Annotated in this window: 7 protein-coding genes; 5 read left to right on the top strand and 2 right to left on the bottom strand. The window is 67.1% G+C overall.

The window, feature by feature from the left end:
• Positions 1-112: 112 nt before the first annotated feature.
• Both RZN05_RS02085 and RZN05_RS02090 read right to left on the bottom strand, forming a co-directional pair.
• A complete protein-coding gene (locus RZN05_RS02085; RefSeq protein WP_394804771.1) occupies positions 113-376 on the bottom strand; it encodes a helix-turn-helix domain-containing protein in 264 nt (87 codons plus the stop codon).
• 155 nt (positions 377-531) lie between these two features.
• Complete coding sequence (locus RZN05_RS02090; RefSeq protein ID WP_317227543.1) at positions 532-1,017, bottom strand: gluconokinase; 486 nt, start codon at positions 1,015-1,017, stop codon at positions 532-534.
• A 181-nt stretch (positions 1,018-1,198) separates the two neighbouring features.
• On the opposite strand from RZN05_RS02090, the gene RZN05_RS02095 reads away from it, so the two are divergent.
• The 5 genes from RZN05_RS02095 to RZN05_RS02115 all read left to right on the top strand — a co-directional run bounded on the left by RZN05_RS02095 (position 1,199) and on the right by RZN05_RS02115 (position 13,888).
• Positions 1,199-4,210 carry a glycosyl hydrolase family 28-related protein gene (locus RZN05_RS02095; protein WP_317224968.1) on the top strand — a complete coding sequence of 1,004 codons (3,012 nt, stop codon included), beginning with the start codon at positions 1,199-1,201 and terminating at the stop codon, positions 4,208-4,210.
• A 101-nt stretch (positions 4,211-4,311) separates the two neighbouring features.
• Complete coding sequence (locus RZN05_RS02100) at positions 4,312-7,275, top strand: TonB-dependent receptor plug domain-containing protein (RefSeq protein WP_317224969.1); 2,964 nt, start codon at positions 4,312-4,314, stop codon at positions 7,273-7,275.
• 70 nt (positions 7,276-7,345) lie between these two features.
• Positions 7,346-10,384, top strand: coding sequence for a glycosyl hydrolase family 28-related protein (locus tag RZN05_RS02105; protein ID WP_317224970.1), 3,039 nt, complete (start codon positions 7,346-7,348; stop codon positions 10,382-10,384).
• A gap of 41 nt (positions 10,385-10,425) precedes the next feature.
• Positions 10,426-11,463, top strand: coding sequence for a LacI family DNA-binding transcriptional regulator (locus RZN05_RS02110; RefSeq protein WP_317224971.1), 1,038 nt, complete (start codon positions 10,426-10,428; stop codon positions 11,461-11,463).
• A gap of 46 nt (positions 11,464-11,509) precedes the next feature.
• Positions 11,510-13,888: a hypothetical protein gene (locus RZN05_RS02115; RefSeq protein ID WP_317224972.1), complete on the top strand. Its 2,379-nt coding sequence runs from the start codon at positions 11,510-11,512 to the stop codon at positions 13,886-13,888.
• Positions 13,889-13,893: the final 5 nt, after the last annotated feature.

The raw sequence follows: 13,893 nt of genomic DNA on the forward strand, positions 1-13,893 counted from the left end.
TATGCTCTGTCTTGACGAGTCGCGACCGAGGGTTCTCCGTCAGATCGCCACTCAAATCGTGCGGGCTGCTTAGCCGCCGCCGGCCGGCATGGCGATCCCAAGGTCGCCCGGATCAGGCGACGAGGCGGAGCTGCTCGGCGGCCATCGCGGCCTGGGTGCGGTTGCGGACGTTGAGTTTGCGCATCACCGCGGTCATGTGGACCTTGACCGTCGCCTCGGCGATTCCGAGCTGATAGGCGATCTGCTTGTTGAGCAGGCCCGAGCGCACGCAGCGCAGCACTTCCATCTGGGTGGGGGTGAGCTGGGGCCGGGGGGGCGGCTGGGTCCGGCTCCCCGAATGGCCGAGATCGTCATGCAGATCGGTCACGCCGTGCATCCTTGCCTCTCCCTTTAGCCGTTCCATTCGTGTCGACTCGACGGATCGGGCCGCGTGGATACGTTAACGCTACCATAGGGTGAGTTGTCCGACAGATTCAAGCAATATTTCGCGATTGCGCGCAGATTGGGTCAAACCTGTCCAACAAGTTCGAGTCAGCCAATGCGTAGCCGCGCGAGAACGTCGCCGAGAAGCGCCTCCGCGGGCGTTTCGGTCGCGAGGACGAGCGCGTCTTCGTCGGTACTCGGCCGTTCCAGCGTGGCGAGTTGGCTGTCGATCAGGCTGAGCGGCATGAAATGTCCCGGGCGCGCCGCGAGCCGCTCGAGCAGCCGTTCGCGGCTGTTCTCGAGCAGGACCAGCCGCACCGGCCAACCGATCGTCGCGCGCAGGCGGTCGCGATAGCTTCGGCGCAACGCCGAGCAGGCGGTCACCGCGGCGCCATGTCCGGAGACCGCCGCGGCGGTGGCGGCGCCGAGCCGGTCGAGCCAGGGCCAGCGATCGGCGTCGTCGAGCGGTTCGCCGCCGCGCATCTTCGCGATCGCCGCGAGCGAGTGATAGTCGTCGCCCTCGAGGAACGGGCAGTCCAGCGCCGCTGCGAGCAGCGCCCCGAGCGTCGACTTGCCGCACCCGCTGACCCCCATGACGATCATGGCGAAGGGGGTGGAAAGGCGGGCGAATGGCGGCAAGCGGCGTCCTCGCAAGGGGGTTCGGCGCTTCTGGATCGGGGCCGGGAAATTGGAAACTACGACCTTGGTCGCAGGTGCCTCGGATCGGGCCGCGGGCTAGCCAGCAAGAAGCGAATGGCGAAGTCTGGAGGTCCCGATGCGTTGCGTTTTGATTGGGTTGCTCGTGACGACGGCGCTGGCGGCACCGGGCTGGGCGCAGAGCGTGTTCCCCGTCGCGCCCGCCGAGCCCAATGCGGTGACCGTCGCCGCCAAAGGCGACGGTGTGGCCGACGACAGCGACGCGATCCAGCAGGCGCTCGATCGCGCGCGCGACAAGACCGGGCACGGCCTCGTCTTCCTGCCCTCGGGCACCTATCGCATCACCCGCACGCTCGTCGTGCCGGTGGGGGTGCGGGTCTATGGCGTGGGCCCCAGGCGGCCGGTGATCCGGCTCGCGGCGAACACCCCGGGCTTCCAGCAGGGCGTCTCGACGATGATCGTCTTCTCCGGGGGCGACCAGTATAATGTCGGCAAGGTGCCGGTGCCCGTGCCGACGATCGTGCCGCGCGACAAGATCGTCCGCGACGCCAATTCGGGCAGCTTCTACTCTTCGATGCGCAATATCGACATCGAGATCGCCGAGGGCAATCCGGCGGCGGCTGCGGTGCGCTTCCGCATGGCGCAGCACGCGTTCCTGAGTGACATGGAGTTCCGCCTCGGCTCGGCCTTTGCCGGGGTGTACCAGGCCGGCAACGTCCTCGAGAACGTCCATTTCAAGGGCGGGCGCTACGGTATCGTCACCGAGAAAACCTCGCCGGCCTGGCAGTTCACCCTGCTCGATTCGACCTTCGACGGGCAGCGCGATGCCGCGATCCGCGAGCATGAAGTCGACCTGACCCTGGTCAACGTCGCGATCCGCAACACGCCGGTGGGGATCGAGATCGACCGCGGGTACAGCGATTCGCTGTGGGGCAAGGACGTTCGCTTCGAGAATGTCAGCCGCGCGGCGGTGGTGATCTCGAACGAGAAGAACGTGTTCACTCAGGTGGGCTTCGAAAACGCGCTCGCCACCAACACCCCGGTGTTCGCGCGCTTCCGCGACAGCGCGCAGACGATCGACGGCAGGGGGAAGGCGTACAAGGTTGCGTCGTTCAGCCATGGCCTCGCCATTCCCGAACTCGGCCAGATGGGCGACTATGCGACGCAGGCCGACATCAAGCCGCTGCGCTCGATGCCCAAGCGCCGTGCGCCGGCGATCCGCGCGCTGCCTCGGATGGCGGACTGGGTGAATGTGCGCAGCCTCGGCGTGAAGGGCGACGGGCAGGCCGACGACACCGCGGCGATCCAGCGCGCGATCGATGGCAACCGCGTGCTTTATTTCCCGACCGGCTTCTACAAGGTGACCGACCGGCTCAAGCTGCGCGCGGACAGCGTGCTGATCGGGCTCCACCCGGCGATCACCCAGCTCTACATCCCCGATGACAATCCGCGCCATGCCGGGCTCGGCGCGGTGCTGCCGATCCTGGAAACCCCCAAGGGCGGCGACAACATCCTCTCGGGACTCGGGCTGTTCACCGGCCGAGTCAATCCGCGCGCGTCGGCGCTGCTATGGCGCTCGGGCGAGAACAGCCTGGTCGAGGACGTCAAGATCATGGGCGGCGGCGGCACGCCGACCGCCGACAGCGCGCCGCTCTACACGCGGACTGCGCGTAGCGGCGATCCGATCGCCGACGGGCGCTGGGACGCGCAATATTCGAGCATCTGGGTCACCGATGGCGGCGGCGGCACCTTCGCCAATGTCTGGAGCCCCAACACCTTCGCCTCGGCGGGGTTCACGGTCACCAACACAAGCACGCCCGGCCACGTCTACGAGATGTCGGTCGAGCACCACCCCCGCAACGAGTTCGTGCTCGACAATGTGGAGAATTGGGAGTTCCTCGCCCCCCAGACCGAGCAGGAAGTTGGCGACGGTCCGCATGCCGTGGGGATCGAGATCCGCAACTCGCGCAACCTGCTGTTCGCCAATTATCACGGCTATCGCGTGACGCGAAGCTATGCGCCGCAGCGCAGCGCAGTGAAGCTGTTCAACTCGAGCGACATCAAGTTCCGCAACGTCCACGTCAACGCCGAAAGCGGCTATGCGAGCTGCGACGACGAAGGCTGCGGGACGTTCCTGCGCGCGAGCAAATATCCGTTCGACAATGCGATCGAGGATGTCACGCGCGGGCTGGTGGTGCGCGAGCGCGAGTTCGCCTCGCTCGATATTGGCGCGGCCGACCGCAGCATCGCGGCACCGCCGCCCAGTCTGGCTGGGGTTGACAAGCTCGCCGAGGGCTTCTGGTCGATCTCGGGCGCCGCGGTCGACGCCAAGGGGGCGCTCTATTTCATCGATCGCCGCTTCCAGCGCATCCATCGCTGGAGCGAGGGCAAGGGACTGGAGGTGGTGCGCGATCATGCGCTCGATCCGGTCAACCTTGCGATCGATGCGTCGGGAGACCTGCTGGTGCTGTCGTCGCTCGGAGCGAAGGGCGCAGTCTACTCGATCGATCCCGACGGGCCTTTCGACAAGGTGAAACTGATCGAACCGACGCCGGTGCGGCGCGGCGCCAAGGCGACGACGCTGCTGCCGGTCAATTGGTGGAATAATGGCGAGTTCCGCGATCAGCTCGATCATGGGACGTACGAATTCACCACGCTCGCGGAGATGTTCGCGCGCGAAGCTGGCGAGCCCAAGGCTAAAGAATATGTCTCGCCCGACGGCAGCATCGCACTTCCGGCGTTCCGGGTGTGGCAGCAAGGGCCTGCCGATCATGTCGGCTGGCGATGGTCGAATGCGCTCAACGCCAATGGGCTGGTCGGCGCCAGGCCGGGCGAGCGGCTCTACGTCACCAATGGCTCCGAGAACCTGACCTATAGCGGCATGGTCGGCGCGGGCGGCACGCTCACCGACTTGAAGGTCTTCGCCAATCGCGGCGGCGAGAGCGTCGCGGTCGATGGGCAGGGGCGCGTGTTCGTCGCCAATGGGCAGGTGTTCGTCTACGCGCCCGACGGCAGCGAGACCGGGCGGATCGACGTGCCCGAGCGGCCGCTCCAGATCCTCTTCGGCGGGCCCGACAAGCGTACGCTGTTTATCCTGACGCACCATGCGCTCTACGCCGCGCGGCCCTGATCAGGCTGACGCTACGACCTTTGTCGTACGTGCGGCGGGGGTGCGGTAGCGTTACCGTTTCCCTGCAACAAACCAGAAAAAGACGGAGAGGGGTTGGAGAGATGAAGCGAGTTTTCGCATGTCCGCAAGGCGTGAGCCTGGCCGCGGTCGCCGCGATGCTGGTGGCGGGCGCCGCACAGGCGCAGACCGTGCCGGCGCCGCAGCAAGAGCCCGAGACGCAGGTCGAGACTGGCGAAGCGCCCGCGCAGAACCCCGACATCATCGTCACTGGATCGCGAATCGTCGCGAGCGGGTTCACTGCGCCGACGCCGACCACGGTGATCGGCGAGGAGCAGATCGCGTCGAACGCACAGCCCAACATCTTCAACACGATCGCGCAATTGCCCTCGCTCCAGGGCTCGACCGGCACCGCGACGGGGACGTTCAGCACGTCGAGCGGACAGCAGGGGCTGAGCTCCTTCTCGCTGCGGGGGCTCCAGCCGATCCGCACGCTGACCCTGCTCGACGGCCAGCGCGTCGTCGGCGCCAACGTCACCGGCGTGCCCGACATCAGCCTGTTCCCGCAATTGCTGGTCAAGCGCGTCGACATCGTCAACGGCGGCGCCTCGGCCTCTTATGGTTCGGACGCGGTCGGCGGGGTGGTGAACTTCATCACCGATACGCGCTTCACCGGCTTCAAGGGCAACGTCCAGGGCGGCATCACGACCTATGGCGACAATGAGCAGATCCTCGCCCAGGCGGCGTGGGGCGGCGCCTTCGCCGACGACAAGCTCCATATTATCGTGAGCGGCGAATATGCGCATGACGAAGGCGTCGGCCCGGGCAATTTCGGGATCGATCTCGCCGGCAAGCGCGACTGGCACCTGGCCTCGACGCTGCTCAATACCGGCGTGACCAACAACGGGCTGCCGCAGTTCAACTATCGCGACTATGCGCAGCCCTATCAGTACGCGCTCTATGGCCTGATCAACAACGGCCCGCTCCAGGGCATCGCATTCGACGTCAACGGCGCGCCGTACAACTTCAACTATGGCTCGAACGGGGTGCCGCTCGGCAACGGGCGGGTGAGCAACTGCTATCCCGGCAACAGCTTCTGCGTCGGCGGCGACCTTTCGGGGGCGGTGGGCTCGGGCGCGTCGCTCGCCTCGGAACTCCAGCGCATCACCGGCTTCTACCGGATCGGCTATGATTTCGCGCCGAACAACGAATTCTACGTCACCGTCAGCGCGGCGCAGGTGAAGACGAACAACCAGCCAAGCCCGGGCTACAACCGCGCCAGCCTCACCGTCCAATGCGCCAATCCGTTTCTTCCGCAGCTGGTCCGCGACCGCTGCGCGACGGCGGGGATCACCAACTTCAACTTCGGATCGAGCAACGGAACGTTCCCGAGCCCGCACGTCTTTACCGACCGCCGGCAGTACCGCTTCGTGGGCGGCCTCAAGGGCAGGTTCGGCCTGGGCGAGGGCGAGTGGAACTATGACGCCTATTACGAGAGGGGAATCACGCTCTCCAAGATCGACGTCAACGATATCGTCCTGCAGAATCGCTATGCCGCGGCGAGCGACGCGATCACGCTGAATGGCGCAGTGGTTTGCGCCAACGCGGCGGCGCGCGCGGCGGGATGCCAACCGATCAACATCTTCGGCGGCTTCGAGCCCTCCCAGGCGGCGCTCGCGTACATCATGCCGGCCAACGGCCCGTTCCAGCATACCCGGCTGACCCAGGACGTCGCCAGCGTCAACCTCTCGGGCAACCTGTTCGATCTGTGGGCGGGGCCGCTGACGCTAGCGTTCGGCGGCGAGTATCGCCACGAATTCTACCGAGTGAATGCTGATGCCTATGGTGCCGGCGTCTCCCCGATCAGTCCGAACAACGCGGCGTATCCCGCGGATCCGCTGCTCAATTCCGCGCTGGGCAGCAACTGGGCTGCCGGCAACTACAAGAATGGCGGCGGCGCCTATGACGTGTACGAAGGCTATGCCGAGCTCAACCTGCCGCTGTTCGACGGCGGCGGGATCGGCCGCGCCAACCTGAACGGCGCTGCGCGCATGACGCATTACAGCACCTCGGGCACCGTCTGGGCGTGGAAGATCGGCGGCACTTGGGATACCCCGCTCAACGGCTTCCGCTTACGCGCAGTGACTTCGCGCGACGTGCGTGCGCCCAACCTTTCCGAGCTGTTTGCGGCGCCGACGGTGACGACATTGCCCAACTTCGCCAATCCGTTCCCGCCCGCAGGCGCGGTGCAGGCGTTCCAGAACACGGTCGGCAATCCCGCCCTCAAGCCCGAAATCGCGCGCAACACCGAAGTGGGCGTAGCGCTCGCCAATCCGTCCTGGCTGCCGGGTCTGAGCCTGTCGGTCGACTATTACAGCATCAAGCTCGACGGCGTGGTCTCGACGCTGTCGGCCGACCAGATCGTCCGCTTCTGCTTCGAGGGCAACCAGGCGTTCTGCGGCGGCTTCGTGCTCAACAGTCCCGTGCAGGGCGGCAATTTCATCAACGTCCAGCCGTTCAACCTCGCCTCGTGGAAGACCAGCGGCTTTGACATCGAGGCGAGCTACCGCTGGGAACGCCCGCTGGGGCTGCCCGGCAGCTTCACCGTGCGGGGCCTCGGCACCCATATCCGCGAGTTCCGCGTCGATGCCGGCATCGCGGGCGTCGATATCGAGGAACGGGCTGGTGCGAATACCGGCAACACCCCCGACTGGAAGTGGCTGGCGATCCAGACCTACGAGAACGATGCGTTCAGCTTCACTGTCCAAGAACGCTGGTTCTCTGACGGCGTGTTCGGCAACCAATATGTCGTGTGCAGCACCGGTTGCCCGGTATCGACCGGCAACCACCCGACGATCGACCGCAACTATATGAAGGGCGCGTTCTACATGGACGTCGGCGGCTCGTACAACGTGACCTCGAACATCAAGGCCTATTTCAAGGTGGACAATCTGTTCGATCACGATCCTGCGCCGTCGCCGCAGACCAACACCGGGCTCGACGTCAATCCGGCGCTCTACGACACGCTGGGGCGCACCTATCGAGCCGGCATCCGCTTCAATTTCTAGAGATACCCCACCTCCCGTGGGTACTTGTCCCGGCCTTTGTGCCGGGACATTTTTTGTCGGAGCGCGCAGCATGACCCGGAGATGGATTGCGGCCCTCGCGGCGTGGCTGGTGCTGGCGGCGATGCCCGCCGCGGCGTCGCAATCGGTCTTCGCCAGCGCGCCGGACGAGCCGGCGGCGGTACGGGTAGCCGGGATCGGCGATGGCCGCGCCGACGACAGCGCCGCGCTCCAGCGGGCGATCGACAAGGCGGCGGACAAAAGCGGGGGCGGGATCGTCTTCCTGCCCGAGGGCACGTATCGCATCACCCGGACGATCAAATTGTGGCCGGGTGTGCGCCTTTTCGGGATCGGCGCCAGGCGGCCGGTTATCCTGCTCGGCGCCAGCACTCCGGGCTTCCAGCGCGGCGTCGCGCATATGCTGATCTTCGCAGGCGGGCGGCCCGGCCGCGATGCGCGACCGGGCGTGCAGGTCGCCTTCCCGCCGTCAGGCAGCGTACCCTTCGACAAGGACCTGCCAGACGCCAATCCCGGCACCTTCTATTCGGCGCTGAGCAACATCGATTTCCGCATCCTCGACGGCAATCCCGCCGCCACCGCGATCCGCTTCCACTCGGCGCAGCACAGCTTCGTCAGCCATGCCGACTTCGATATCGGTTCTGGGCTGGCGGGGCTCTACCACGTCGCCAACCAGGCCGAGGATCTGCATTTCCGCGGCGGACGCTATGGCATCCTCGCCGAGAAGACATCGCCCGCCTGGCCGTTCGCATTGGTCGATTCGACCTTCGAAGGGCAGCGCGACGCTGCGATCCGCGAGCACGAGGCCGGCTTGACCCTCGTCAACGTCGCGTTCCGCAACGTGCCCGTCGGGATCGAGATCGACCGCGGCTATGGCGACTGGCTGTGGGGGCAGGACGTCCGCTTCGAGAATGTCTCGAAGGCCGGCGTGATCATCTCGAACGAGAACAACGTCTACACCCAGGTCGGCTTTCAGAATGTGGTCGCCGCCGGCACCCCGGTGTTCGCGCGCTTCCGCGACAGCGGCAAGGCGCTAAGGGGGCCGGCCGCGACCTACAAGGTCGCGTCGTTCACCTATGGACTGACGCTCCCGGGCCTCGGCCGGACGGGCATGTTCAAGACCGACATGCAGGTCGAACGCATCGCCGCGCTGCCGCCGCGCGGCACGCCGATCCTCCGCGCGCTGCCTCCGGTATCCGAATGGGTCAGCGTGCGGTCGCTTGGTGCCAAGGGCGATGACAAGGCCGACGATACCGCCGCGCTCCAGAAGGCGATCGACAGCCACCGCGTCGTCTATCTTCCCGCCGGCTTCTATCGCGTTAGCGACACGCTGCGGCTGCGCCCCGACACCGTGCTGCTGGGGCTGCATCCGAGCCTTACCCAGATCGTGCTCCCCGACGGCACGCCGGCCTGGCAGGGCGTCGGGGCCCCCAAGGCCCTGGTCGAAAGCGCGCGCGGCGGCGACGCGATCGTCGCCGGAATCGGCCTCGACACCAACGGCGCCAATCCGCGTGCGACGGCACTTTTGTGGATGGCAGGCGCCAACTCGCTGGTCACCGACGTCAAGTTCCAGGGTGGGCACGGCACCAATCGTTTCGACGGCACGCGCGCAAGCCCTTATAACAACAATGCTACTGCCGACCCCGATGCCGCGCGGCGCTGGGACGGCCAATATGCCAGCCTCTGGGTAACCGATGACGGCGGCGGCACCTTCGCCAACATCTGGAGCCCCAGCACCTTTGCGCATCCCGGCATCCTGGTCTCGGACACCGAGACGCCGGGGCGGATCATCCAGGCTTCGGTCGAGCACCATGTGCGCACCGAGATCGGGCTCAACCGCGTGGCCAATTGGGAACTGCTCGCGCCCCAGACCGAAGGCGAGGCGGGCGAGAGCGGCGACGCGGTCGCGCTCGAGATCCGCAACTCGCGCAACATCCTGGTCGCCAATCTCCACGCCTATCGCGTCACCCGTACCCGCAAGCCGGCGCCCGCCGCGGTGACGCTGTACAATTCGCACGACATCCGCTTCCGCAACGTCCATGTGAACGGCGAGAGCGGGCTTGGCACCTGCGACGAGAATGGCTGTGCGACCTTCCTCCGGCTGACCAAATTCCCGTTCGACAATGCGATCCGCGACGTGACGCATGGCCTCGACGTGCGCGAACGCGAATTCGCCGTGCTCGACGTGCCTGCGCGGCCGGATCCGGTGAAGGCCTCCGCCTTCAACGCCGCGAAGCCCGAGAAGCTCGCCGACGGCTTCCACTCGCTCGGCGGCGGGGCGGTGGACGCGCAGGGGCGGCTGTATTTCATCGATCGCTTCTTCAAGCGGATCTGGCGTTGGTCGGACGCAGGCGGCCTCGAACTGGTGCGCGACGCAGCGCTTGACCCCGTCAACCTGACGGTGGACCGCTCGGGCAATCTGCTGGTGCTGTCTTCCTATGGGCGCAATGGCACCGTCTACAGCGTCCGTCCCGACGCGCCCGAGCAGGAGGTGAAGGTGATCGCGGCGACCCCCGTCGCGGCGCGGAGCGATGCCGCAGTGGTGCTGCCGGTCAACTGGTGGAACAATGGCGAGTTTCGCGACCAGCTCGACCCGGAGACCTATCAATTCACGACGCTGGCGGAGATGTTCGCGCGCGATGTCGCCCTGCCCAAGACGCGCGAATATGTCTCGCCCGACGGCAGCATCGCGCTGCCGGTCTCGCGCGTGTTCCAGCAGGGCCCGCCCGATCATCGCGGGCTTCGCTTCTCCGACTCGCTCGACAGCTATGGCTTTATCCTCGGCCGGCCCGGCAAGAGGGTCTTCGTGACCAACGGATCGGAGAACCGGACCTATAGCGGCCTTGTCGGCGCGCGCGGCGATATCACGGACCTGAAGCCCTTCGCCGAGCGCGGCGGGGAAGGGGTGGCGACCGATGGGCGGGGCCGGGTGTTCGTCGCGAATGGCCAGGTCTTCGTCTACGCGCCTGACGGACGCCAGATTGGCCTGATCGACGTGCCGGAGCGTCCGCTCCAACTCGTCATCGGGGGCAGGGACGGCGACACGCTGTTCGTTCTGACGCACCATGCGCTGTACGGGCTTGCGCTGCGCTGAGCGCGCAGCCCAAGGTATCGCACCGCATCGAAGGGAAATTGGTGTCACGAAAGCCGCGCCCACGCAGCGCCACAATCAAGGATGTCGCGGCAAGGGTCGGCGTGTCCCCGATGACCGTCTCGCGCGTGATCAACGGACAAAGTGGCGTCGGTCCCGAAGCCCGGGCCGCGGTGGAGGAGGCCATTCGCGCGCTTGGCTATACGCCCAACGTCGCGGCGCGCAGCCTGGTGACTGCGGCCGAGCCCAGGATCGGGGTGATCTATTCCAATCCCAGCGCGGCGTTCATGAGCGACTTCCTGATCGGGGTGTTCGAGGAGGCGTCCGCGCGGGGCGTTCGCTTGACCCTCTTGAAAGGCGAGGGTGGCAAGCCCCCCGCCGAGGCGCAGATCGCAAAGCTAGCGGCCTCGGGCGTGGCGGGGTTCCTCGTGACGCCGCCGCTGGGCGAGTCCGCCGCGATGCTCGAAGTGCTCGGCGAGACCGGACTGCCGATGGCGGCGGTCGGTGCGCATGGTGTGGCGAAGGCGATCTGCGTGCGGATCGACGATCGCCGTGCCGCCTATGAGATGACCCGGCACCTGATCGACCTCGGGCATCGACGCCTGGGCTTCATCGTCGGCAATCCGGACCAGGCGGCGAGCGCCGAGCGGCTCGCCGGCTTTCGCGCCGCTGCGGACGAGATGGGCGATGTCGAAGTCGTGATCGCGCAGGGGGATTTCAGCTTCGCCTCGGGGTTGAAGGCGGCCGAGGCGTTGCTCGACGCCGATCCGATGCCTTCGGCGATCTTTGCCAGCAACGACGATATGGCGGCGGCGGTCGTCTCGGTCGCGCACCGCCGCCAGCTCGACGTGCCGAATGCGCTGACCGTCGCCGGTTTCGACGATACGCCCGCGGCAGTGATGCTGTGGCCGCCGCTGACGACGGTGCACCAGCCGGTCCGCGCGCTGGCGTCGGAAGCGCTGCGCCTGCTGGCCGCAGAGATCGCTGCGCCTGAGGGGGCGACGGCCGTGCACGTCGATCGGGTGCTGGAGCATGGCATTGTCAAACGACAGTCCAGCGCGGTGTACCGCGTTCGTCCGTAACCGAACCGGGGTTGATCCGGCGCGGCACACGCGCTTTTAGGGGCGGATGACCTTTGCCTCCCTGGTGCCGCACCGGATGCGGCGGGCCGCAGGCGCGGCGTTGCTCCTTGCGGGTCTGGCGGCCGCTCCGGCCGGCGCAGCCGACTCCGCCTTCGACCTGCCGGGACCGGGACTGCGCGTGACCGTGACGCGGGGCACCGTGACACTCCCGATCGCGCAGCTTCCCGATCTCGCTGCGGGGGATCGGATCGAGATTCATGCCGATCTGCCCGAGGATCAGCGCACTCGCTTCGTGCTGGTCTCGGCTTTCCTGAGCAGCGCGACCAATCCCCCGCCCAAGGAGTGGATCGAGGCGGCGGAAACCTGGAAGCGCAAGCAAAAGGATCGCGCGCTGACTCTCCGCGTGCCCGAGGGCGCGCGGCAGCTCGTGCTGTTTCTGGTGCCCGAAACGGGGGGCGCGACGGGGACGATCGCGGATGCAGTGCGCAACAAGCCCGGCGAGTTCGTCCGTGCCGCGCAGGCGATCAACCAGGCCTCGCTCGATCGCTCGCGCCTGGACGCGTTCGTCGCCGCGATCCGTGCGCAGGAGAACAAGGATCCCGCACATCTGAAGGCCATCGCGCCGATGCTCGCGCGCAGCCTGGCGATCAAGCTCAACGCCGAATGCCTCGACAAGGTCGTCGAGTTCCAGGCGGCGTGTCTTCTCGAGAACCGCGAATCGCTCGTCCTTGCCGATATGCACAGCAGCTCGGTCGCCGCGACGCTCGCCGGCGCGCCCACCGACCTGGCGCTGCAACTGAGCTACACGCGCGAAGCGGGCCTGGGCTATTACAGCCAGTATATCGCGGTGGTGCGCGACATTGCGCGGCTTTTCGGCGCGTTCAGCACACCGCAATTCCGCTATCTGCCCGCGCTGGGTCTGCAAGAGGGCGAGCGCATCGCACTGCTGCTCAATGCCGCGCCGTCCTTCGCCAAGCCCAAATCGGTTCTGGTGGCATCGATGCCCGCGATCGGCGCGGACAGCCTTCCCCGGCTGCGCGCGGCCAATGCGGCGCCCCTTTGCGGTGCCGATCCCAACCTGGTGCTCCCGGTGGAAGGCGCGCCGCTCATCTATTCCACCGATTATGCCCGCAACATGGTGGTGCGGCTGAACGGTGCGGACGTGGCGCTCCAGGCGCGGGCCGATCGCGGCGGCTATGTACCGCGCACGCCGATCGACCCGAGCCGCTTCCAGGGTAGCGTCGAGGGGCGCCTGCACGGGACATGGGGATATCAGGCGCTGACCGGGCCCGCGTTCGCCTTGCAGTTCCCCACGGCAGCGCCGTGGAAGGCAGGGCCCGAGGCGCCAAGCCTGGTCACAGGGCGCGACAACCCGCTCAAGCTCGAGGGGCCCGCGCCCGCCTGTGTATCGAGCGTATCGATGCGCGTGGGCGATGGTCCCGCACAGCCAGTGAAGTTCAAGGCGGAGGAGGACGGCCTGGCGCTGACGCTTCCGCTCAAGGATGCGCGCCCGGGCGATGTGACGCTCGAGATCCGGCAGACCGGCCGGCCGGCGCCCGCCACGGTCGCGTTGCGCGCCTATCGCGAGGCGAGCCGTATCGCAGGGCTCGTGCTGCATGCCGGCGACAGCTGGGGCGAGCTTACCGGCCAGCGGCTCGATCAGGTGGCAAGCGTCGAGCTGGGCGGGCTCCGCCTGAAGCCGGATGGGTTGACTCGCGAGGGCGATACCGATCGGCTGCGGGTCGCCGGGGCAGGGGATGCCCCCGCGCCGGGCGAGGCGACTGCGCGAGTGGCGCTCAACGATGGCCGGACGCTCAGGCTCCCGGTCACGGTGCGGCCGCCACGCATTCGTGTGGAACTGCTCGACAAGGATGTCCGCGCGACCGCGCCTGCCTCGCAACTTCCGTTGGTGGCGGGAAACGCGTTGCTGCCGGACACCGCCCGCCTGCATTTCTCGCTGCGCGCCGCCAACGGAGCACTCTCGGCGCGCGACGCGATCGAAATCACAGGGCCAAGGGGACAGTCGCTTATCCTGAAAGCCGGGCCGAACCTGCAACTCCAGGGCGATACCGTCCTCGTCGCGACGCTGGATCCGGCCGCGTTGGGGCCCTCTGCCTTCGGTCCGCTGCGCTTCCGGCTGGTCCGCGAGGGAGAGGCGAGCGATTGGCGTCCGCTCATTACGCTGGCGCGGCTGCCAAAAATCGAGCGTGTCGATTGCGGCGCGCAGGGACGGTGCACGCTCACCGGCCAGTCCTTGTTCCTCATCGAGGCGATCGCGGGCACGCCGTCGTTCGATGGGCTCGTCCAGGTGCCCCAAGGCTTTACCGGCCGCACGATCGAGGTTCCCGCACCACAAGCGGGCAAGCTCTATATCCGGCTTCAGGACGCGCCGTCGGAAGTGGTGGAACTGCCGACGGGGGGGTAAAGCGA

The sequence above is a fragment of the Sphingomonas sp. HF-S4 genome (assembly GCF_032911445.1).
Taxonomy (GTDB): Bacteria; Pseudomonadota; Alphaproteobacteria; order Sphingomonadales; family Sphingomonadaceae; genus Sphingomonas; species Sphingomonas agrestis.

Coding starts and splice junctions, on each gene's coding strand:
- RZN05_RS02085 (WP_394804771.1), bottom strand. CDS start 376: ATGCACGGCGTGACCGATCTGCATGACGATCTCGGCCATTCGGGGAGC.
- RZN05_RS02090 (WP_317227543.1), bottom strand. CDS start 1,017: ATGGGGGTCAGCGGGTGCGGCAAGTCGACGCTCGGGGCGCTGCTCGCA.
- RZN05_RS02095 (WP_317224968.1), top strand. CDS start 1,199: ATGCGTTGCGTTTTGATTGGGTTGCTCGTGACGACGGCGCTGGCGGCA.
- RZN05_RS02100 (WP_317224969.1), top strand. CDS start 4,312: ATGAAGCGAGTTTTCGCATGTCCGCAAGGCGTGAGCCTGGCCGCGGTC.
- RZN05_RS02105 (WP_317224970.1), top strand. CDS start 7,346: ATGACCCGGAGATGGATTGCGGCCCTCGCGGCGTGGCTGGTGCTGGCG.
- RZN05_RS02115 (WP_317224972.1), top strand. CDS start 11,510: ATGACCTTTGCCTCCCTGGTGCCGCACCGGATGCGGCGGGCCGCAGGC.